The organism is Bradyrhizobium sp. CCBAU 051011 (assembly GCF_009930815.1).
Classification (GTDB): Bacteria; Pseudomonadota; Alphaproteobacteria; order Rhizobiales; family Xanthobacteraceae; genus Bradyrhizobium.
Genome location: NZ_CP022222.1, coordinates 3,814,846 through 3,837,659, shown reverse-complemented (window position 1 = coordinate 3,837,659; position 22,814 = coordinate 3,814,846). Strand labels below are relative to the sequence as shown.

Sequence of the window (22,814 nt, the reverse complement as noted above, 5' to 3'; positions counted from 1 at the left end):
CGAACTCATGCGAATTCTCCCCGGCGCTGATACTGGTGCGTGCTCTCCGCGAGGTCTTTCGATGTGATAGGGCCGGTGGGCTTTTCCGCAGCTTCCGACATGTATTTCAGCACGCCGACATACGCGGCGAGCAAGGCCAGATAGAGCGCAGTGTAGATTGCGAGCGTCAAGGCAATGCTTGACGACGGGACCCGTGAGGCGACATCGGCCGTCCTAATGAGACCCGACACAATGAAAGGCTGGCGTCCGATTTCCGTGACATACCATCCGGCAATGGTTGCAACCCAACCGGCAAAGGTCATTCCAGCAAACAGCTTGAGCATTGGTCGCGGCATCCGGGCGAAATCCCAGCCATCGCGCCAGTGCCTCCACAGACCGATCCAGCTGACCAGCAACATCAGGATGCCGGTCCCCACCATGATCCGGAAGCACCAGAACACCGGAAAGACCGGCGGATGGGCCGATGGAAACTCGTTCAGCCCCTTGATTTCGCCATTTGCATCATGGCGGAGGATCAGGCTCGCGAGCTTCGGCACAGGCAATTCGAAACGGTTCGTTCTCGCCGCATCATCCGGGATCGCGAACAGCAGCAATGGAGCACCGCGCGTCGTCTCCCAGATACCCTCCATGGCCGCGATCTTCTGCGGCTGATGCTTGAGTGTATTGAGCCCATGAAGGTCACCCGCCAACATTTGTGCGGGCGCGATCAGGGCAGCGAAAATGAGCCCGGTCCGCAGCACGCGAGAGGCACTGGCCGTCGCTACGCCTTTCAGGAGCTGCCAGGCGCTGATCCCGATAAGCAGGAACGCGCAGGTCAGCGCGGATGCCAGCGTCATATGAACCAAACGATACGGAAAGGACGGATTGAAGATGATCTCCAGCCAGTTCTTGGCGTGAAACACCCCATCGATGACTTCGTATCCCGCCGGCGTCTGCATCCAGGAATTAAGGCCCAGGATCCAGAACGCACTCATCAGCGTCCCGAGCGCGACGAGGAAGGTCGCTCCCAGGTGAACCATCTCTCCGACGCGGCGGTGACCGAACAGCATCACGCCGAGAAAACCCGCTTCCAGAAAGAATGCGGTCAGCACTTCATAGCCGAGCAACGGGCCGGCGATATTGCCGACGCGCTCCATGTAGCCCGGCCAGTTGGTGCCGAACTGGAAGCTCATGGTGACGCCGCTGACGACCCCGAGCGCGAATGTCAGGGCGAACACCTTGGTCCACAAGCGGTAGGCACGGAGCCAATCGAGCTTCTGCTGCGGATCGGTTGCGCGCAGATGCTTCAACCTGAAGAACAGCAGTACCCAGCCCAACGCGATCGAGATCGACGGAAACAGAATGTGGAACGTGATGTTGGCGGCAAACTGTATGCGCGCGAGAAACACGGCCTCCATCAGCTTCCCCTACGTTCTCGACGCAGCGCATCGAGGTCGGTCGAACACGCAACAGTCGATGCGATGCTCATCCCGTTTGCGACCTGCCATCAATGAAGCTTCACGTGCGGCTCGGTCCGCCGGGTGATCAGGCGGGCCAACGTGTCGAGCGCAACTTTCACCGAGCCGTGCAGCGCGTGTTCGTGCATCTTGTAGAGAGACAGGTACATCATCCTTGCGAAGATGCCCGCGAAGACAAGGTTGCCGCCCACAAGCGCTCCCATCATCGAGCCGACCGTGCTGAATTCGCCGAGCGACACCAGAGATCCGAAGTCTTTATACTTGTAGTCCTTGATCGGCTCGCCCCGCAGATAACGCGGAATCTGGGAATAGAGATGCGAGGCCTGCTGGTGGGCCGCCTGCGCGCGCGGCGGTACGTTGCCGCGCTCACCCCACGAGCAGGCCGCGCAGTCGCCGATGGCAAAGATGCCGTCGTCGCGGCTTGTTTGCAGTGTCGGCCGGACGACGAGCTGATTGATGCGGTTGGTTTCGAGACCCGCGATGTCCTTGAGGAAATCGGGCGCCTTGACGCCCGCGGCCCAGACGATCAATTCAGCGGGAATCATCCGGCCGTCCGTCAGGCTCACATGGTCGGACCCGACCTCGGAGACCTTGGCGCCGACCAGCACATCGACTCCAAGCTTGCCAAGCAACTTCTCCGTCTCTTTCGAGACTCGTTCCGGCAGGGCGGGAAGCACCCGTTCGGCGGCTTCAATCAGCGTAATCCTGATGTCCTTCTGAGGATCGACCTGATCGAGGCCGTACGCCACCACTTCACGCGTCGTTCTGTGGAGCTCGGCCGCAAGTTCGACGCCGGTCGCACCGGCCCCGATGATTGCGACCTTCAATTGATGCGCTCCCAGAGGTGACGATTGGGCATGCGCGCGGATACACGCATTGACCATTCTTTCGTGGAACCGCCGTGCATCCGACTGCGATTCGAGCTTGATCGCATGGTCCACGACTCCAGGCGTGCCAAAGTCGTTGTTCTGGCTTCCGACGGCAACGACGAGGACGTCATAGTCGAAGGTCCGCTTCGGCGTGACCTCGCGGCCTTCAGCATCGAAATAGGGCGCCACCTGCACCTGACGGCGATCCCGATCGATCCCGATCATCTCCCCGATCCGGTAGCGAAAGCCGTGCCAGTAGGATTGCGCGAGATAATCGACCTCGTGAGCTGAGATATCCATGCTCCCGGCGGCAATCTCGTGGAGCTTCGGCTTCCACACATGCGTGCGTTTTCGCTCGACCAGTGTGATGTCGAGCTTTCCCTTGCGTCCGTGTTTGTCGCCCAGGCGCGTCGCAAGCTCCAATCCGCCGGCTCCGCCTCCGACGATGACAATCCGGGATTTTCCCAACTGCGGCTTGCTCATGATGGCCTCAACCGATCAGTTCACAGCTCGTCCAAACGCGTCCTCCGGATCAGGCTCTATCGGAGACTGCGTCTGCCACCGCGACGGCGGCCATGTTCACGATTCGCCGGACCGTGGACGATGGCGTGAGAATGTGGGCCGGCTTTGCCGCCCCCAGCAGGATGCCGCCGACCGTCAGTCCCTGGCCCGCCGCCATCCTGAGCAGATTGTAGGAGATGTTGGCGGCGTCGAGATTCGGCATCACCAGCACGTTCGCCGGTCCCTCGAAACCTGAATCGGGAAACTCGTGGTGAAGCACGGATGGCGACAGTGCGGCGTCCCCGCGCATTTCGCCCTCGACCGCCAGATCGGGAGCCCGCTGGCGAATGAGCGCCCGTGCTTCCCGCATCTTGTTGGCTTCCGGAACGGCGGAGCTGCCGAAGCTCGAATGCGACAACAAGGCCACCCGCGGCGTGATGCCGAAGCGCCTGACCTCCGCCGCCGCCAGCAAGGCGATGTCGGCGACCTGATCGGCGGTCGGATTAAGATGGCAATGGGTGTCGCAAATGAACAGCTGATGCTGCGGCAGAATCAGCATCTGCATCACGGCGAGCGTCCGCACATCGTCGCGGGTGCCGATCACGTTGCGAATGGCGGCCAGATGATCAGATGTCCTGCCGATGACCCCGCACAGCATCGCGTCACCGACGCCTCTTGCGAGAAGGAGCGAGGCGAGCACGGTCGCATTGCTTCGGGTCTCCGAGAGAGCGAGGCCGGCCGATACGCCGTCGCGCTTTCTGCGCGAGTGGTACACTTCCGCGCATTTGGAATAGATCTCCGCATCATGTGGATCGATGATGTCGCAGTCCATGCCCGGCCTCAGCCGGAGATCGAACGACTTGATCCGATCCTCGATCGTCGACGGCCGGCCGACCAACAAGGGCCTTGCGATCCTCTCGTCAACGACCACCTGCGCAGCGCGCAGCACGCGCTCGTCCTCACCCTCCGCCAGAAGCAGGGATTTGCCGCTGCCCTTCGCCACCGAGAAGACCGGCTGCATCGCGTTGCCGGACTGATAAACGAACCGGCTCAGCTGCTGGCGATAGGCTTCCATGTCCGCGATCGGACGCTTGGCGACACCGCTGTCGGCCGCAGCCCTGGCCACCGCCGGCGCGACGACCTCGATGAGCCGCGGGTCGAGCGGCTTTGGAATGAGATAGTCGCGGCCGAAGCGAAGCTTCTCCCCCTTGTACGCGGCGGCCACCACCTCGGGCACTTCCGTCATGGCCAGGTCCGCCAGCGCGCGGACGGTCGCAAGCTTCATCTCCTCATTGATCGTGGTCGCCCCGCAGTCCAGCGCGCCCCTGAAGATGAACGGGAAGCATAGAACATTGTTGATCTGGTTGGGGTAGTCCGACCGCCCCGTTCCAATGATCGCATCGGGACGAACCGCCAGCGCGTCCTCCGGCATGATTTCCGGGATCGGGTTGGCCATGGCGAAGATCAGGGGATCTCGCGCCATCTTCTTGACCATACCTGATGTCAGCACGTTGCCGGCCGACAAGCCGAGGAAGATATCCGCGTCCTGGATGATCTCGTCCAGCTTTCGCGCGTCCGTCTTTACGGCATAGCGCGCCTTGTTGTCATCCATGCCCTCGGTGCGGCCCGCATACACCACACCTTTTGCGTCGGTCACGATGATACGATCATGCCGCAATCCAAGACTGACTATGAGATCGAGACATGCAAGCGCCGCTGCGCCGGCGCCGGAGCACACCAGCTTGACGTCGGCAATGTCCTTCTTGACCAGCTTCAGGCCGTTGAGGATTGCCGCGGCGGCGATGATCGCAGTGCCATGCTGGTCATCGTGAAAGACCGGAATCTTCATGCGAGTGCGGAGCTTCTGTTCGATGTAGAAGCATTCCGGCGCCTTGATATCCTCGAGGTTGATGCCGCCGAAGGTCGGCTCCATCCTGGCGATGGTCTCGATCAGTGCGTCAGGATCCTCCTCCGCAAGTTCGATATCAAACACGTCGATCCCGGCGAACTTCTTGAACAGGCACGCCTTGCCTTCCATGACCGGCTTGCCCGCCAGCGGACCGATATTACCAAGGCCAAGGACGGCCGTGCCGTTGGTAACGACAGCCACGAGATTGCTGCGCGCGGTCAGCTCATCGGCCTGCAACGGGTCCTTGGCGATGACCAGGCAAGGCTCCGCCACGCCCGGCGAATACGCCAGCGACAGATCGCGCTGTGTCGCCATGGCCGTGGTCGGCACCACGGAAATCTTTCCCGGCCTCGGCAGGCGATGATATTCGAGTGCGGCTTCCCTCAGATCCTGGTTCATCGTGTTTCCTCAGCTTGATTCCGTTGTTCGAGAGGCCGTGCGAGCGACCTCTCTCCTGCTTTGAAGGACCTCACGGTCTCCGCCCGGCATTGCGCATGGGCGCCATGCCGTCCTCGAAACGCCGGTGCAATATTTCCATCGTTTGCTTCTGGGACTCGGCCGCCGTCTCGGCAAGCTGGCGCATGTTGGCCAGAGCCTTCTCGAATCCCTGCCTGGCCAATTCAGTGCGGCGTCCCGCGACAGATTCGTCGCTTGCCTCGGCAACGATCGCTTTCATGGTTTCCTGAAAAACCTCGGCCTGCCGGGTCATCAGGTTTCGCCAGCTGTCATATGCCGAACGATTGACCTCTATGAGCGCGTCGATGTTCTTCTTCTCCGTGTCGATCAACGCCATCATGTCGACACCGCTGATCTGGCAAGACTCGACCAGCTTGGCGAAATCGAGCCCCGCAAAGCCCCAGTCGGCGTCGTTTGTCTTCGATTTGTTGTCGGACATTTCCCTCTCCTTCATCGGTTGTTGGTGCAGTCCCGGGTTTGAAGCGGCGTTGTCGGTTGAGATGCTTCCTCTTGTCGATCAGGCGTGATCGGCGCAGGACGTCCCTCGCCGTCGAGCGCGACGAATGTAAAGATACCCTCCGTCACCTTGACACGGTCCCCTAACCGGCTGCGCAGTGCCCAGGCCTCCAGGCGAATCGCCACCGACGTACGCCCGACACGCTCGGCCGCGGCATAGACGCAGAGAACATCGCCGATGTGCACCGGCTTGATGAAATGCATCGCCTCGATCGCAACCGTTGCGACACGCCCCTGCGCACGCTGGCCTGCATGGTTGCCACCCGCGATATCCATCTGCGAAAGCACCCAGCCGCCAAAAATGTCACCGCTCGGATTCGCATCCGCAGGCATGGCGAGCGTTCGTGTCGTCAGATCCCCTCGTGGCTGCATCGACATGGCGGGGCTCAGACCATGCTCTGGCCGCCGTTTGCGGATATCGTCGAGCCCGTGATGAAACCGGCATCATCAGATGCCAGGAACACGACGGTGCGCGCGATCTCGTGCGGTTCGCCCAGACGACCGACCGGGATCTGGGGAAGGATGTTCTTGGCCACGACTTCCGGGTTGATCGCCTTGACCATTTCGGTCGCGATATAACCGGGGCAGATCGTGTTGACGGTAATGCCGGAGCGAGCTCCCTCCTGGGCCAGCGCCTTCACGAAGCCCATGTCGCCCGCCTTGGCGGCGGAGTAGTTGACCTGGCCCATCTGGCCCTTCTGGCCGTTGATCGAGGAGATACAGATCACGCGGCCGAACTTGCGCTCACGCATTCCTTCCCACACCGGCCTCGTCATGTTGAACAGCGAGTTCAGGTTGGTGTTGATGACCGCGTACCATTGGTCCGGCGTCATCTTGTGGAACATGCCGTCCTTGGTGATGCCGGCATTGTTGACCAGCACCTCCACGGGGCCGAGGTCCGCCTCTACCTGCTTCAGACCTGCGACGCAGGCCTCGTAGTTCGACACGTCCCATTTGTAGGCGTTGATGCCGGTCTCGCTCTTGAACTTCGTGGCCGCTTCGTCATTGCCGGCATAGCTTGCAGCGACTTTGTAGCCGGCCGCCTTGAGCGCAATCGAGATCGCCTCACCTATGCCTCGCGTTCCGCCGGTCACAACCGCAACTCTGGACATCGTCTCCTCCTGATCTTGATCGGTTGATCTTGTATTGGCCGGCTCTTGGGGAGCCGTTGTCGTTCGCGGACGGCTTGGCGCCGTCCGCATCTGGCGCCGGTCACGACGCCCGGAGCCGGTCCGCTGGTCTAGCGCTCGACTGTCAGGGCGACGCCCATGCCGCCGCCAATGCACAGCGTGGCAAGGCCTTTCTTCGCGCCGCGCTTCTGCATCTCGAACAGAAGCGTCGTCAGAACGCGCGCGCCGGACGCACCGATCGGATGACCGATGGCGATGGCGCCGCCGTTCACGTTCACGATCGAGGGATCCCAGCCCATGTCCTTGTTGACGGCGATCGCCTGCGCCGCGAAGGCTTCGTTGGCCTCGACGAGATCGAGGTCTTTGACCTTCCAGCCGGCCTTTTCGAGCGCCTTACGCGATGCCGGAATAGGCCCCGATCCCATCACCGCGGGATCGACGCCCGCGGTCGCCCAGGACACGATCCTGGCAAGCGGCGTGAGACCACGCTTGCTGGCCTCGTCAGCGCTCATCAACACCATCGCGGCCGCGCCGTCGTTGAGACCCGAGGCGTTGCCGGCGGTCACCGAGCCTTCCTTGTTAAAGGCGGGCTTCAGCTTTGCCAGCGCGTCCAGTGTCGTGCCGGGGCGGATATACTCATCCTGGTCGACGATGACGTCGCCCTTTCTGGTCTTGACGGTAACGGGAACGATCTCGTCCTTGAACCTGCCGGCCTTCTGCGCGTCCTCGGCCTTGTTCTGCGAGCTGGTGGCAAACGCATCCTGCTCCTCCCGGGTGATCTGCCATTTGGCGGCGATGTTCTCCGCTGTGACTCCCATGTGATAGCCGTGGAATGCATCCAGCAGGCCGTCCTTCAGCATGGAGTCGATGAACTTGGTATCACCCATCTTGGTGCCGTTCCGCATGTGCGACAGGTGCGGCGCCATCGACATGGATTCCATGCCGCCGGCGACGATGACTTTCGCATCGCCGTTGGCGATCTGCTGCAGGCCGAGGGCCACCGACCGCAGGCCAGAACCGCAGAGCTGGTTCATCCCCCACGCCGTCTTCTCCTGCGGAATGCCGGCCGCCATGGCAGCCTGCCGCGCCGGATTTTGTCCCTCGCCGCCGGCAAGGACCTGGCCAAGGATCACTTCATCGACTTCTTCCGGCGAGACTTTGGCGCGCTCGAGCGCCCCCTTGATCGCCACAGCCCCAAGTTCATGCGCGGTCAGCGATCCGAATGCCCCATTGAAGGAGCCAACCGGCGTCCGCGCGGCAGACACAATTACTACTTCAGTCATGATCAGCTCCTCGTTCGGTGTTCCCTGCGCTTCCGTTTTCAAGGTCAAGCGACGACTGGCCGAGGCGCGCCGGCCTCTATCTCGTCATCCGCAATCTTTACGGACTCCGGATCATCAGCTTCGACATCGCTCTCCTGGTTCAGACGTTGATGGAGCATTCTTTCATCGAGCGCCCCTTCCCATTTGGCGACAACGACTGTCGCAACGCCATTTCCGATAAGGTTGGTGAGCGCGCGCGCCTCCGACATGAAGCGGTCAATGCCAAGGATCAAGGCGATGCTCGCGACCGGAATCGTCCCGACGGATGCAAGTGTTGCGGCCAGGACGATGAAGCCGGATCCCGTGACACCAGCGGCGCCCTTGGATGTAAGGAGCAGAACGCCAATGATGCCGAGCTCTTGCCAGATCGTTAGGGGCGTATTGGTCGCCTGCGCCAGGAAGATCGCCGCCATTGTCAGGTAAATACAAGTGCCATCGAGGTTGAACGAATAGCCGGTAGGAATGACCAGGCCGACAACCGACTTTTCGCAGCCAAGATTTTCAGTCTTGGCGATCATACGCGGCAGCACCGATTCCGACGACGAAGTGCCAAGCACGATCAGGAGTTCTTCCTTGATGTAGCGGATGAACTTGAAGATCGAAAAGCCGCAAAGGGCAGCAACGGCGCCGAGCACGACGAAGATGAACAACAAGCATGTTACGTAGAACGCCAACATGAAGTTGGCCAACGAAACCAGCGTCGCCACCCCATACTTGCCGATCGTGAACGCCATTGCGCCGAACGCTCCGATCGGCGCAACTTTCATGATGTAGCCCACGATCTTGAAGAACACGTGGCTCACCACATCAATCAGCCGCAACACGCCCTCACCGTGTTGACCGAGAGCTTGCAACCCAAATGCAAACAGGATTGCAAAGAACAACACCTGGAGGATTTCGCCTTGGGCAAAAGCGCCGACGACTGTCGACGGGATAATGTCCATCAGAAACTGGACCGTGCCCTGCTCCTTCGCTTTTGCGGTGAAGGCCGCGATCGATTTTGTGTCAACGGTCGACAGATCGACGTTCATGCCGACGCCAGGCTTCCACAAATTGATAACGATAAGCCCGATGATCAGCGCAGCCGTCGTCAGCACTTCGAAATAGATCAATGCCTTCAAACCAACGCGTCCGACCTTCTTCATGTCGCGCATGCTGGCGATACCATGCACAACCGTGAAGAAGATGATCGGGGCGATAATCATCTTGATACATTTGATAAACGCATCGCCAAGCGGCTTCATCTGCTCGCCAAGCTGAGGATAAAAATGGCCCAGTAATATGCCGGCCGTGATTGCAGCCAAAACCTGCACATAGAGGTGCTGATACCATTTTACGGAATGGTGACCGCCTGTCGTTGCTGCTGCCGTTGCCATATCTCATTCCTCCCTAAGTTTTTTCTCAGTCCGCATTCACAACTCCGGGCGTAAGCCTGCTGCGATACCAACTGACCGCGCCGCCATGCAGCGGGATGAAATTGTTGCGCGTGATGTTCGAGGGGATCGTTTCCGCCGCCGCCGGATGAAATTCGATCATCCGATCGTTATTGGCGAACACTGTGTTGACGATGGCTGTGACCAGATCGTCCGGCAAATCCTTGTGCGCGACGGCAAAATTGAACAGGCCGACCGTGTCGTAACGGCGCCGCAAGGTAGGGTACGTACCTGCCGCGACAACGGATGCCGAGAGTTCCGGCATCGTCAGGCGCAGCGTTGCGATCTCCTGCCGCGTGAGAGGCAGGTAGCGCACCTTCGCCTTTCGCTCGATGTCGATAAGCATCGGAGCCGGCACGCCGGCGCCTACCGCGAGCGCGTCGATGCTTCGCGCCACCGACTTCTCCGCGAGCTCCGCCCAATCGCCGTGAACCAGGGTGGCCTCGAGTTTCAGGGCTTTGAGGAACTCGGGAAAGTAGGCAGCAGTGGTGCCGCCCTCGGGGCCGACACCGATACGTTTGCCGGCGAACTCGGCAAACGATTGAATCGGCGAGTCACTGAGCACCTGAAACTGAAACGGCGTATCGTACATCGCGAACATGGCGCGCATGTTCCGGTACTGCCGCCCATCGGTCCAGGCAGCGTTGGCGTTCCAGGCTTGCAGCGCCACGCCTTGTGTGACGAAGGCCAGCTGAATTTCACCGGTCTCAAGCAGCTTGATATTATCGACCGGGCCGCCAGTTGGTCGCGCCACCACCGCGATGCCGAGTTCTTGCGAGAGCAATCGAGCCAGCCCTTCGCCATAGACGTAATAAGTGCCGCCTTCCGACGCGGTGCCGAGCGTAAGCACTTGGGGCCAATGCGCCTCCCGCGCCGACGCCAATTTGGGCGAAAGCAGAACAAATGCGAGAAGGATAAGAACTCGCCACGTTCTTGAAGCCATGACTGTCTCCTTCATTCAACCGCGCCCTGACTGTACGCCGTTTTACTTCACAGTCACTTTTTCGTCTGCGGCGGCAGGTCCGTGCAATGACCCTCGAACACTTCGGCCGCCATGCCGATGGACTCTCCAAGCGTCGGATGCGGGTGAATGGTCTTGCCGATATCGGCCGGCTCGCAGCCCATCTCGATCGCAAGGCAGATTTCGCTGATCAGGTCGCCGGCATGCGTCCCGACGATGCCGCCGCCGATGACGCGGTGTGTCGTGGTGTCGAACAGCAGCTTGGTAAAACCCTCGTCGCGACCGTTGGCGATGGCGCGGCCGGAGGCCGCCCATGGAAAGACCGCCTTGCCGATCTTGATGCCCTCGGCCTTGCACTGCTCCTCGGTCCTGCCGGCCCAGGCAACTTCAGGGTCGGTGTAGGCGACGGAGGGAATCTGTCGCGCGTCGAAATACGACTTTTCGCCGTGGGCGACTTCGGCGGCCACGTGGGCTTCATGCACAGCCTTGTGCGCCAGCATGGGTTGCCCGACGATGTCTCCGATCGCGAAGATGTGCGCCACGTTGGTGCGCATCTGCTTGTCGACATCGATGAAGCCGCGCTCGGTCACCGCGATTCCGGCCTTTTCAGCGCCGATCTTCTTGCCGTTCGGGCTGCGGCCGATCGACACGAGAACGAGGTCGTAGACCTGCGATCCGGCGGGCGCCTGCTCGCCCTCGAAGCTCACCTCGATTCCGGCCTCGGTCGCCTTCGCGCCCACCGTCCTGGTCTTCAGCATGACCTTCTCGAAACGGCCCGCGTTCATCTTCTCCCAGACCTTGACCAGGTCACGGTCGGCCCCCTGCATCAGGCCGTCGAGCATTTCGACAACGTCGATGCGCGCGCCGAGCGTCGAATAGACCGTCGCCATTTCGAGTCCGATGATGCCGCCGCCGATCACCAGCATGCGCTTAGGGATCGATTTCAGCTCCAGCGCGCCGGTCGAATCGACGATGCGCGGATCCTCAGGCAGAAACGGCAGTTTCACGGCCTGGCTGCCGGCAGCGATGATGGCGTGGGCGAACTTGACCGTCTTCTTGCCTCCGGCCGAGACAATCTCGAGATGATGCGGGTCGAGGAAGGCGCCGACGCCGGTCGCAACCTCGACCTTGCGTGCCTTCGCCATGCCGGCGAGGCCGCCCGTCAGTTTCTTGATCACGCCGTCCTTGAACGCGCGCAGCTTGCCAAGCTCAATCTGCGGTGCTCCAAAAGAAATGCCATGGTCGGGGAGATGCCTGACCTCGTCGATCACGGACGCCGTATGCAGCAGCGCCTTGCTCGGGATACAGCCGACATTGAGACACACGCCTCCGAGCGTATCGTAACGCTCTACCAGCACGGTCTTCATGCCGAGATCGGCGGCGCGGAAGGCAGCCGAGTAACCGCCGGGACCGGCACCCAGCACCAGCATGTCGCATTCGATATCCGCCTTGCCGGAATAGGACGCGGCGGAAGGTGCAGCCGGCGGCGGGCTGGCGGTCGCCGCCGGCTGCGCTGCTGGCGCGGGTTTGGGCGCGGCCGCCGCGCTCTCCGCCTCCAGCACGAGGATTGTCGAGCCTTCGCTGACTTTGTCGTCAACCTTGACCCTGACCTCCTTGACGACGCCGGCATGCGAGGACGGAATCTCCATCGACGCCTTGTCGGACTCGACCATGATGAGGCTGGTGTCGACCGCGACGGTCTCGCCGGGCTTCACCATGACCTCGATCACCGCAACGTCCTTGAAGTCGCCGATATCGGGGACCTTCACTTCGATCTGCTGAGCCATGCTGCTTCCCCCGATCTCAGAACAGCACGCGCCGCAAATCGGCGAGCACGCTGGCGAAGTACACGTTGAAGCGCGCCGCCGCGGCGCCGTCGATGACGCGGTGATCCCAGGACAGTGACAGCGGTAGCGTCAGCCGCCAGTCCGATGTCTTGCCGTCGGAGGAGTGCTGCTTCCAGTAGCCCTTGCAGACGCCCATGATCGCGACCTCGGGCGCGTTGATGATCGGCGTGAAATAGATGCCGCCGATGCCGCCGAGCGAGGAGATCGAGAAAGTCCCGCCCTGCATCTGGTCGGGCTTGATCTTGCCTTCGCGCGCGAGCTTGGCGAGGGCGTTCATCTCCTTGGCGATTTCCGGCACCGATTTCTTGTCGGCATCGCGGATGACCGGCACCATCAGGCCATTCGGCGTATCAGCGGCAAAGCCGATGTGCCAGTAGTTCTTGTAGACGAGCGCGTCGCCATCGAGGCTCGCATTGAATTCCGGGAACTTCTGCAGCGTCGCTACAGCGGCTTTGACCATGAACGGCAGGAGCGAGAGCTTTACGCCGCTCTTCTCCAGCTCCTTGTTCATCTGAACACGGAATTGTTCGAGATCGGTGATATCAGCCTCGTCGTGGGTCGTGACGTGCGGGATGACGACCCAGTTGCGGTGCAGATTGGCCGCGGAAATCTTCTTGATGCGGCCGAGCTCCTTGCGCTCGACCGGCCCGAATTTTGCGAAATCGACCTTGGGCCAGGGCAGAAGGTCAATGCCGCCAACGCCGCCTCCGCTTGCGGTCGCTGCTTGCGGCTTGGCCGGCGCCGCGCCGCCCTTACCGAAGGCCTCGACGTCTTCACGCAGAGTACGGCCGTGATTGCCCGAGCCCTTCACCTTGCCGAGATCGACGCCCAGTTCGCGCGCCAGCTTGCGCACCGCCGGACCGGCATAGGCGAGCGCGAAGCTTTTTTCGTCAAAGGCGCCGACCACCGCCGTTCCAGCGGCGGTGGCCGACGAGGACGCAGGCGGTGACACGGGAGGGATGTCGGCCTGCAAAGGTGCTGCCCCAGTTGCGAGCGACAGGATGATCGAGCCTTCGCTGACCTTGTCGCCGGTCTTGACCTTGATCTCGCGCACGGTGCCCGAGAGAGGCGCCGGCACTTCCATCGTCGCTTTGTCCGACTCGAGCGCGATCAGCGGATCCTCCGCTTTCACGCTATCGCCGGGTTTGACGAAGATTTCGATGACCGGAACGTCCTTGAAGTCGCCGATATCGGGGACGCGCACCTCGGCGACTCCAGCCGGTGCGCTGACCGGCGACGGCGGAGCGCTGACGACAGGGCGAGCCTCGGCCTGCTCCGCGCCGGCGCCCTCGAACTGCACGATCACAGCGCCTTCGCTTACCTTGTCGCCAACCTTGGCGATCACCGACTTCACCACGCCCTCGCGCGGCGACGGCACCTCCATGGTCGCCTTGTCCGACTCCAGCGCAACCAGCGGATCCTCGGCCTTCACCCTGTCGCCCGGCTTGACGAAGACCTCGATTACCGGGACGTCCTTGAAGTCACCGATGTCGGGAACCTTGATGTCGATCAGACCACTCATCGCTCTGTCCTCGGCTCCGCTGGCTCACACGGTCCAGGGCGCAGCACGCCCGGCGTCGATTTTGTATTTGGCGATGGCGTCGGCCACGACTGCCGGCTTGATCGCTCCGTCGTCGGCGAGCGCCTTGAGCGCAGCGACGGCGACGTAATGCCGGTCGACCTCGAAGAATTTTCGCAGCTTTACGCGATAGTCGCTGCGGCCAAAACCGTCCGTGCCGAGCACGACGTATCGACGCCCGGCCGCTTGCACATATTCCCGAATCTGATCGGGGTAGTTGCGCATGTAGTCGGTGGAGGCCACGACCGGCCCGGGATGTCCATCAAGCTGCGTTTCCACCCAGCTCTTGCGGCGCGGCTCGGTCGGGTGCAGCAGGTTCCAGCGCTCTGACGCCATACCGTCACGGCGCAGTTCGTTGAAGCTGGTCGCGCTCCAGACGTCAGCGGTGACGCCGAAGTCCGCCTTCAGCAGACCGGCGGCCGCGATCACCTCGCGCAGGATCGTTCCCGAGCCGACGAGCTGGACGCGAAGCCCCTTCTTCGGCGTCTCGCCGCCGCTCTTCAGGAGATAGAGTCCCTTGAGAATTCCCTCCTCCGCCCTCTTGCCGGCGTCGGCGAGCGAGGGATGCGGATAGTTCTCGTTCATCAGCGTGATGTAGTAGTAGACATCCTCCTGCGCTTCGTACATGCGGCGCATGCCTTCGCGGACGATCGTCACGACCTCATAGGCAAAGGTCGGATCGTAGGAGATGCAGTTCGGGATAGTGCTGGCGAGGACGTGGCTGTGGCCGTCCTCATGCTGCAGCCCTTCGCCGTTGAGCGTGGTGCGCCCGGCGGTACCGCCGAGCAGGAACCCGCGTGCACGCATGTCGCCGGCGAGCCAGGCGAGGTCGCCGACGCGCTGCAGACCGAACATCGAATAGTAGATATAGAACGGAATCATCGGCACGTTGTTCGTGCTGTAGGACGTCGCGGCGACGATCCAGCTCGACATGGCGCCGCCTTCGTTGATGCCCTCCTGCAGAACCTGCCCGCTCTTGTCCTCGCGGTAGTACATCAGCTGATCGGCATCCTGCGGCCGGTAGAGCTGGCCGACCGACGAATAGATGCCGAGCTGGCGGAACATGCCCTCCATGCCGAAGGTACGGGATTCGTCCGGCACGATCGGCACGATGTGCTTGCCGATCGCCTTGTCGCGCACGAGGGTGCCGAGCATCTGCACGAAGGCCATCGTGGTCGAGATCTCGCGGTCGCCGGTAGCGTCGAGCAGCCGCTGGAACGTCGACAGCGGCGGAATTTGCAGGGAGGCAGACTTGCGCCGGCGCTGCGGCAGGCTGCCGCCGAGCTTTTCGCGCTGTGCGCGGAAATACTTCATCTCCGGGCTGTCTTCCGGCAGGCGGAGGAAAGGGACCTTCGCCAGGTCATTGTCGGCAACCGGCACCTGGAAGCGGTCGCGGAAGCCGCGCAGCGCGTCCTGCGTCATCTTCTTAGCCTGATGCGCGATCATCTGGCCTTCGCCGGATTCGCCCATGCCGTAGCCCTTGACGGTTTTCGGCAGGATCACCGTCGGCTGGCCCTTGTGGTTTACCGCTGCTGCGTAGGCCGCGAAGACCTTTTCCGGATCATGGCCGCCGCGCGCGAGCTTCCAGATCTCATCGTCGCTCATGTCGGCGACAAGCTGTTTCAGTTCATCGTACTTGCCGAAGAAGTGCTCGCGGATATAGGCGCCGCTCTTGCTCTTGAAATCCTGATACTCGCCGTCGACGCACTCCTCCATGCGCTTCAGCAGCAATCCGCTCGTGTCCTTTTCGAGCAGACGATCCCAGCCCGAGCCCCACAGCACCTTGATGACGTTCCAGCCGGCGCCGCGGAAAACACTCTCGAGCTCCTGGACGATCTTGCCGTTGCCACGGACGGGCCCGTCGAGCCGCTGGAGGTTGCAGTTGATGACGAAGATCAGATTGTCGAGATTTTCGCGGCCGGCGAGCGAAATCGCGCCGAGCGATTCCGGCTCGTCGGTTTCGCCGTCGCCCATGAAGGCCCAGACCTTGCGATTCGATGTCTCGGCCAGCTTGTGGTTCTGGAGATACTTCAGGAACCGGGCCTGATAGATCGCCATCAAGGGCCCCAGTCCCATCGACACCGTCGGGAACTGCCAGAAATCCGGCATGAGCCAAGGGTGCGGATAGCTCGACAAGCCCTCGCCGCCGGTCTCCTGCCTGAAGCTGAGAAGCTGTTCCTCGCTCAGCCGCCCTTCGAGAAAGGCGCGCGCGTAGATGCCAGGCGAGCAGTGCCCCTGCACGAAGATCAGATCGCCGCCATGGCTGTCTGTCGGCGCGTGCCAGAAGTGGCCGTAGCCGATATCGTAGAGCGTCGCAGCCGACTGAAAGCTCGCGATATGGCCGCCAAGCTCCGAGCTCTCCTTGTTGGCGCGCAGAACGATCGCAAGGGCGTTCCACCGGATGATCGAGCGAAGCTTGTGCTCGATCGCGCGATCGCCCGGCAGTGCCGGCTGCCGATCCGGCGGGATCGTGTTGCAGTAGGGCGTCGTCAGCGACTGCTCTACCTGAAGGCCGCCACGCCGTGCGGCGTCCAGCACCGCGTTGACGACGAACTCGGCCCGGTCATTGCCGCGATGGCCCCGGACTGCCGACAAGGCATCCAGCCACTCCCGGGTTTCCTGCGGATCCAGATCTTGCGCGTCCGCGACCTTCATTACCTTCTCCCTTTGCATGCCAAGCCGAAGTCAAGCGTCAACGCTCATTGCGTTCCGCGGGCGTGCGGAAGCGCAATGCCACACAGGCGGTACCGCCTGTCGCTCTAGGTGATCAGTTGAATACTGGCTGGCATCTGAACGTCCCCTCGCATCGTTTGTTCTTGAGCTTTTGCTTCTTTTGCATACCCAAGCAGCATTCGTGCCAGACCACGCAATGCGCAGCCAATCGCGCGCATGCCTTTCATTTTGCTTGAGATTGCGATGCAAGCCGTCGCGCCCTCCGATGCGATCGGTCCGGATCTGTCCGAAGCTCCGGAAAACGGGCCGGAAGGATCACCCGAAATGTCGGACAGGCGTGGCGACGGGTTCCAAATGCAAGGCTCGAAATCGGAAACCGGCCCGCGCGCACGAACCGAGAGTGCCCGCACAACGCGGCGACCGGTCGTGAGAGGGGTGCTGATGAGAGGACGAAGAATCGAATTGACGAAGTTCGCTTGGATAGCTGAATGTCCGCGACGGTGCATTCACAGGGCTGACCAAATGACTGTCGTGCTCGACCTCCTCAATAACGATCCGCGAGAGAAGATGCGGCCCGAGAGGCAACGCCACCCTGAAAAGGCCAACCGCCCCGACACGCCCATACAGAGCAAGCCTGCGTGGATCCGCGTGAAAGCACCCGGCTCCGCCGAATGGGCCGAGACGAAGCGCATCGTGCGCGAGAACAAACTCGTCACCGTCTGCGAGGAAGCCAGTTGTCCCAATATTGGCGAGTGCTGGGCGAAGAAGCACGCGACCTTCATGATCATGGGCGATACGTGCACGCGCGCCTGCGCGTTCTGCAACGTCCGCACCGGTCTGCCCGGTCCGCTCGACGCCGATGAGCCGAACAAGGTCGCCGAAGCGGTGGCCAAGCTGGGACTGGAGCATGTCGTCGTTACCTCGGTCGATCGTGACGACCTTGCCGACGGCGGTGCCGCGCATTTCGCTGCGACGATTGCCGCCATCCGCGCTACAAGCCCGGGTACGACCGTCGAAATCCTGACTCCGGATTTTCTCCGCAAGAAGGGCGCGCTCGAAACCGTCGTTGCGGCGAAACCCGATGTGTTCAACCACAATCTGGAGACGGTGCCATCGAAATATCTGACGGTGCGGCCTGGCGCGCGCTATTTCCATTCGGTGCGGCTGCTGCAGCGCGTGAAGGAACTCGACGCGCAGATCTTCACCAAGTCCGGGATCATGGCCGGCCTCGGCGAAGAGCGCAGCGAAGTCCTGCAGTTGATGGACGACCTTCGTTCCGCCGACGTCGATTTCCTGACCATCGGCCAGTATCTCCAGCCCACGCGCAAGCACCACGCTGTCATGCGCTTCGTGCCCCCTGACGAATTCGAGGCCTATGAGAAGGTCGCCTACGCCAAGGGCTTTCTGCTGGTCTCCGCCACGCCGCTGACGCGTTCCTCGCACCACGCCGGAGACGACTTCCGCAAACTACGCGAGCGCCGGCGTGGCTAGCGGGCCGGTGCGGCCAACCGTCAGAAGCTCAACTGCACCTTCATGGACCGGCTGCGGTCACCTGCCAATTCAAAGGCCGTTTGCACCTCCTCGAGCCCATAGCAACCCGTCAGCAGCGGCTTCATGTCGACGGCCCGCCGGTTGATGAGGTCGACGGCCAAGCCGAACTCTTCGTGGAACCTGAAGGTGCCGCGGACCTCGATCTCCTTGGCGACCACCGTGTTCTGGGGAATGGATATGTCGCCGCCGAGCCCGAGCTGCAGCAGCACGCCGCGCGGCTTCAACACATCGAGGCCCGAGCGGATCGCCCGCTCATTGCCTGATGCTTCGAAGTGCACGTCGAAATAGCCCTTGTTGGCAGCAAAGGCACCCAGCCGCTCCGGCTCCTTCGCCACATTGATGGCGCTGTCGGCTCCGATCTGCTCTGCCTTTTTCAACACCGCATCCATCACGTCGGTCGCCACGATTTCCCGCGCGCCGTGCGCACGCGCGGCAATGATGGTCAGCGCGCCGATTGGACCGCAGCCGGTGACGAGAACGCGTTTACCCAGCAGCGAGCCTGCGCGAGCGACCGCATGCAGGGTAACGGCGAACGGCTCGGCAAAGGCGGCTTCGTTGATCGAAACGCCCTCGCCCACCCGGTGGCATTGCCATTCCTCGGCGACGAGACGCTGGCGAAATGCGCCTTGAATGTGCGGCATCGGCATGGCGCTGCCATAGAAGCGCATGTTCAGGCACTGATTTTGCAAACCCTGCAGACAGTACTGGCAGGCATTGCAGGGCCTGCTTGGCGAAATGGCCACGCGGTCGCCGACCGCGAATTGAGATACGCCGGCGCCGGTCGCCTTGATCGTGCCGGCGATCTCGTGACCCAGGATCATCGGCTCGCGAATCCGCACCGTGCCGAAACCGCCGTGGTTGAAGTAATGCAGATCAGAGCCGCAAATGCCGCCCGCCTCGATGGCGACCTCGACCTGACCCGGCCCCACTTTCTCTGGCTCGCGCTCCTCGACCCGCAGATCGCGCGCAGCGTGAATGACGACGGCTTTCATGGCTTTCTCCTCAGACGATGGACGCGATCACTGCGGCGCCGGCACAGCGCGCGCCTTAACCGCGCATCTTTGATCACAGACTGGTGGTGATGCCGCCATCGACATAGAGCGTATGCCCATTGACGAAGGACGATGCATCTCCCGACAAAAAGACGGCGGCGCCGATCAGTTCGTCCACATTGCCCCAGCGTGAGGCCGGCGTCCGCTTTTCCAGCCAGGCCGTGAAGGCGGGATCGTCGACCAGCGCCTGATTCAGGGGAGTCTTGAAGTAGCCCGGCGCGATCGCATTGACCTGGAGGCCGTACTTCGCCCAATCGGTGCACATGCCGCGCGTCAGGTTCTTGATCGCGCCCTTGGTCGCCGTATACGGCGCAATGCCGGGGCGAGCCAGTTCGCTCTGCACCGAAGCGATGTTGATGATCTTGCCCTTTCCGCGCGGGATCATATGGCGCGCCACGGCCTGACCGACGTAGAAAGCGCTGGAGACATTGGTCCTGAGCAGTAGCTCCCATTTCTCCGCCGGAAAATCCTCCAGCGGCGAGCGAAACTGCATGCCGGCATTGTTGACGAGGATGTCGATCGGTCCGACCGTTTGTTCGATGCTGGCAACGCCTTCACGAACGGCCTCGGCGACGGTCACGTCGAAACCGGCCACGGCAACCTTGTGCCCGCCGGCCGTCAGGCTCGCTACCGCGGCGTCAAGCTTGCTGCGATCGCGGCCATTCAGGATGACGGAAGCGCCGTGTTCGGCGAGCCCGCGCGCCAGCGCAAGCCCGATCCCTTGCGACGATCCGGTGACGAGGGCGCGCTTGCCTGCGAGATTGAAAAGTTCAAATGCCACGGCCGGACCTTCTCCATGCGTGCGGAATTACCGTCCCAGCATTTTTCTGACATTTGCCAGACCGACGCGAAGGAACGGATCGGAATGGACATAGAAGTAACGCACGCCGCGCTCAAGCCAAAACGGCAGTTCGTCAGAGGTTACAGGCGTACCGGTGGTAGTCTTCCGTCAGAATCTGGCTCTTGAAAGCGAGGCAGGTACTTCTTGGTGAAATCGATCGCCGCGCGGCCGTAGCTTGTCGCATCAAACGGCTACGATCTTGCAATCAGCTTTTGACTACGTCGGCCGCGCTGTAACTAACCGCTGGCAGCCGCTCGGCCCGCCTCCCACAGATCGAGCGCCTCTTGGCGCGCGATGCCGCGGGTGATGAACACGATACGAGAGCGGCGGTCGGCATCGGGCCATGCGGGGAGCGCCACCGGCGGATGGAAGACATGGTGCACGCCGTGGATCACGATCGGCGTCGGCTCCCCGAGAAGATTGAGAATCCCTTTGACCCGCAGCAGGTCCTCCCCGCGCGCACTGCGCAGATATGCGAGCCAGCGCGAAACGGCCATCCAGTCGAGCGGTTCGTCGAAGGCAAGCAAGAAGCTGGTGATCGATGCATCGTGGCTGTGATGGTCGTGACCTGTGTGCTCGTGCACCGCCTCGCAGGATCCTGCGAATGCCTGCTCGCTGAGCCAGCGCGCAACGTCGATCGCTTTCTTCTCGGGATCGACCAGGCCGGCGCCGAATAGCGCCGCCGGATCGATCTCGCCATGCATTACGCGTTCGATCCTGGCGCCGGGATTGAGCCGGCCGAGACGCTGATACAATGCGGCAGTGTTGCTGACCAAATCAGACTTGGTGATCAGCAGGCGGTCTGCAAGCGCTACCTGTTTCACCGCCTCGTATTGACGATCGAGCTGATGAACGGCGTTGACCGCATCGACTGTGGTCACGACTGTATCGAGCCGCAGGAAATGCGAGACCAATGGATTGTTCAGAAGAAGCTGAACGATCGGGGCAGGATCTGCCAGACCTGTGGTCTCGATGAGAATACGGCGAAATGGCGGCACCTCGCCGCGGTCGCGCTTCACCAGGAGCGCGCGCAGCGTCTCTTCGAGGTCGCTGCGGATTGTGCAGCAAATACAACCGCTCGCGAGCACAGCCACCTCGCCGTCGATGCTCTCGACCAGGAGATGGTCGAGAGCGGTTTCGCCGTATTCGTTGATGATGACGGCGCTGTCCCCCATGGCGTCGTGGCGCAGCAGCCGATTGAGCAGCGTGGTCTTGCCGCTGCCAAGAAAGCCGGTGATCAGCGATACCGGCAGCCGCTCGGCTGACTTGTCGTTCTCGAACAGGCTCATCGGCGCCCTCATCTCAACCGTCTTATTTTTGTCGCTGGACAACAGCCTAGCGGAGGAGGAGCATTGTCGAAAATAAATCTTTAAGCCCAGCTTCCTGGGCACAATCTGGGAGGGAACGATGGACGATGAAGTCAGGGGCGAAGAGCAGAAAGGCGAGATGGCAACCGATCGCCGCACGTTGCTCCGCACAGCCGGCCTGGCCGGCGCTGCGGGAGCGGCGCTCGCAGGCGCGATGCATGGCAAGTTCTCGCTCGCGCCGGTCACCGCAGCGCAGGCGCAGACCGCCACCTCCATGCCCAAGGGAGTAGACAGGCCCTGGTGGCCCTCAAAATGGGGCAAGGACGACGAGGCCGGCGCATCCAACCACATCACCCCGGCGAAGGTCCTCGACGCGGTGAAATGGATCAAGGATGGCAAGATCTACAAGATCGGTCGTGTCTACGAACAGGGCATGCCGCTGTTCGGCGCGCGCGCGTTCTCGCTGCGCATTCCCGGGGGGCCGACCGGCGGCCCGTTCGGCGACAACAAGCTTGTGTATCATGACGAGTTTCTCGCCACTGAGATCGGCCAGACCGGCACGCAGTTCGATGGTCTCGGCCACATCGGCATCCAGATGGGCAAGGACGGCGACAAGAGCGAGATGCGTTTCTACAACGGCTTCACCGCCGCAGAGATCGGCGACGCGTACGGTCTCAAGAAGCTCGGCACCGAGAAGCTCAAGCCGCTCTTCACCCGCGCTCATCTGATCGACATGGTCGCGCTCAAGGGCGGGATGATGGACGCCGGCCAGGAGATTACCACAGCCGATATCAAGGCGGCGCTGCAGAAGCAGAACATTCCCGAAAGCGACATCAAGCCGGGCGACGCGATCATGTTCCACACCGGCTGGGGTTCGCTGTGGATGAAGAACAATGATCGCTACAATAGCGGAGAGCCGGGCATCGGTCTCGACGCCGCCAGATGGGTGATCGAAAAGGACCTCGCGCTGACCGCGGCTGACACCTGGGCGGTCGAAGTGGTGCCCAATCCAGACAAGTCGCTCGCCTTCGCGGTCCATAGCGAGTTGCAGACGAAGCACGGGATACTCAACCATGAGAACCTGATCTTCGACGAGCTCATCGCCGACAGGAAGTACCAGTTCGTCTACAGCTTCACTCCTGCCCCGATAAAGGGCGCAACGGGAAGCAACGGCTGCCCGATCGCGATCACATAACGAGGGCGCATTGGCGGCGTGGGCGGATGGACCGCCCACGCCGCGGTCTCCACGAAGGTTAGGGTTGAGGAGCGTTGGTTTCGTTCGCTGGGGCGGCCTCAATGTCCGCAAGGAGCCGACGTTCACATTTGCTCGAACTAAGCGAGGCTTACGACGTGCGTGCCTGTGCGATGGTCGCGTCGACGGGGGGGAGCCACGACCAGACTTGTGCCAGG

At 61.9% G+C, this 22,814-nt stretch carries 17 protein-coding genes; 2 read left to right on the top strand and 15 right to left on the bottom strand.

Features of this window, described 5'->3' with window-relative positions; all coding sequences use genetic code 11:
* Nucleotides 1-5 precede the first annotated feature (5 nt).
* From ACH79_RS18110 to aceE, 12 genes are all read right to left on the bottom strand, one after another.
* Complete coding sequence (locus ACH79_RS18110; protein WP_161852210.1) at nt 6-1,397, bottom strand: cytochrome ubiquinol oxidase subunit I; 1,392 nt, start codon at nt 1,395-1,397, stop codon at nt 6-8.
* Between the two features lie 89 nt (nt 1,398-1,486).
* Nucleotides 1,487-2,809: an NAD(P)/FAD-dependent oxidoreductase gene (locus ACH79_RS18105; protein WP_161852209.1), complete on the bottom strand. Its 1,323-nt coding sequence runs from the start codon at nt 2,807-2,809 to the stop codon at nt 1,487-1,489.
* Between the two features lie 49 nt (nt 2,810-2,858).
* Nucleotides 2,859-5,135, bottom strand: a complete 2,277-nt coding sequence (locus ACH79_RS18100; RefSeq protein ID WP_161852208.1) for an NADP-dependent malic enzyme — start codon at nt 5,133-5,135, stop codon at nt 2,859-2,861.
* A 70-nt stretch (nt 5,136-5,205) separates the two neighbouring features.
* Nucleotides 5,206-5,631 (bottom strand): phasin family protein, encoded by a 426-nt coding sequence (phaP, locus tag ACH79_RS18095; RefSeq protein ID WP_161852207.1) that lies wholly within the window; start codon nt 5,629-5,631, stop codon nt 5,206-5,208.
* 11 nt (nt 5,632-5,642) lie between these two features.
* A complete protein-coding gene (locus tag ACH79_RS18090) occupies nt 5,643-6,086 on the bottom strand; it encodes an acyl-CoA thioesterase (RefSeq protein ID WP_161852206.1) in 444 nt (147 codons plus the stop codon).
* An 8-nt stretch (nt 6,087-6,094) separates the two neighbouring features.
* Nucleotides 6,095-6,820: an acetoacetyl-CoA reductase gene (gene phbB / locus ACH79_RS18085; protein ID WP_161852205.1), complete on the bottom strand. Its 726-nt coding sequence runs from the start codon at nt 6,818-6,820 to the stop codon at nt 6,095-6,097.
* Nucleotides 6,821-6,948: 128 nt separating this feature from the next.
* Nucleotides 6,949-8,121, bottom strand: a complete 1,173-nt coding sequence (locus ACH79_RS18080; RefSeq protein WP_161852204.1) for an acetyl-CoA C-acetyltransferase — start codon at nt 8,119-8,121, stop codon at nt 6,949-6,951.
* Nucleotides 8,122-8,165: 44 nt separating this feature from the next.
* Nucleotides 8,166-9,536, bottom strand: a complete 1,371-nt coding sequence (locus ACH79_RS18075) for a dicarboxylate/amino acid:cation symporter (protein WP_161852203.1) — start codon at nt 9,534-9,536, stop codon at nt 8,166-8,168.
* A 25-nt stretch (nt 9,537-9,561) separates the two neighbouring features.
* On the bottom strand, nt 9,562-10,551 hold the full coding sequence (locus ACH79_RS18070; protein ID WP_246738586.1) for a TAXI family TRAP transporter solute-binding subunit: 990 nt from the start codon (nt 10,549-10,551) through the stop codon (nt 9,562-9,564).
* Between the two features lie 38 nt (nt 10,552-10,589).
* A complete protein-coding gene (gene lpdA / locus ACH79_RS18065; protein WP_161852202.1) occupies nt 10,590-12,341 on the bottom strand; it encodes a dihydrolipoyl dehydrogenase in 1,752 nt (583 codons plus the stop codon).
* 16 nt (nt 12,342-12,357) lie between these two features.
* Nucleotides 12,358-13,923, bottom strand: coding sequence for a dihydrolipoyllysine-residue acetyltransferase (locus ACH79_RS18060; protein ID WP_161852201.1), 1,566 nt, complete (start codon nt 13,921-13,923; stop codon nt 12,358-12,360).
* Between the two features lie 24 nt (nt 13,924-13,947).
* Nucleotides 13,948-16,635, bottom strand: coding sequence for a pyruvate dehydrogenase (acetyl-transferring), homodimeric type (gene aceE / locus ACH79_RS18055; protein WP_210255657.1), 2,688 nt, complete (start codon nt 16,633-16,635; stop codon nt 13,948-13,950).
* 540 nt (nt 16,636-17,175) lie between these two features.
* On the opposite strand from aceE, the gene lipA reads away from it, so the two are divergent.
* The gene (gene lipA, locus ACH79_RS18050) at nt 17,176-18,144 is read left to right on the top strand and encodes a lipoyl synthase (protein WP_161852199.1); all 969 of its coding nucleotides are present in this window, start codon (nt 17,176-17,178) and stop codon (nt 18,142-18,144) included.
* A 20-nt stretch (nt 18,145-18,164) separates the two neighbouring features.
* Here lipA and ACH79_RS18045 read toward each other — a convergent pair whose 3' ends face one another.
* The 3 genes from ACH79_RS18045 to ACH79_RS18035 form a co-directional block, all read right to left on the bottom strand.
* Nucleotides 18,165-19,196, bottom strand: coding sequence for an L-idonate 5-dehydrogenase (locus tag ACH79_RS18045; RefSeq protein ID WP_161852198.1), 1,032 nt, complete (start codon nt 19,194-19,196; stop codon nt 18,165-18,167).
* A 73-nt stretch (nt 19,197-19,269) separates the two neighbouring features.
* Nucleotides 19,270-20,037 carry an SDR family oxidoreductase gene (locus tag ACH79_RS18040; RefSeq protein ID WP_161852197.1) on the bottom strand — a complete coding sequence of 256 codons (768 nt, stop codon included), beginning with the start codon at nt 20,035-20,037 and terminating at the stop codon, nt 19,270-19,272.
* Nucleotides 20,038-20,333: 296 nt separating this feature from the next.
* Nucleotides 20,334-21,386, bottom strand: a complete 1,053-nt coding sequence (locus ACH79_RS18035) for a GTP-binding protein (protein ID WP_161852196.1) — start codon at nt 21,384-21,386, stop codon at nt 20,334-20,336.
* Between the two features lie 118 nt (nt 21,387-21,504).
* Between ACH79_RS18035 and ACH79_RS18030 the strand changes: the two genes are divergently transcribed.
* Nucleotides 21,505-22,599: a cyclase family protein gene (locus tag ACH79_RS18030; protein ID WP_161852195.1), complete on the top strand. Its 1,095-nt coding sequence runs from the start codon at nt 21,505-21,507 to the stop codon at nt 22,597-22,599.
* Nucleotides 22,600-22,814 lie beyond the last annotated feature (215 nt).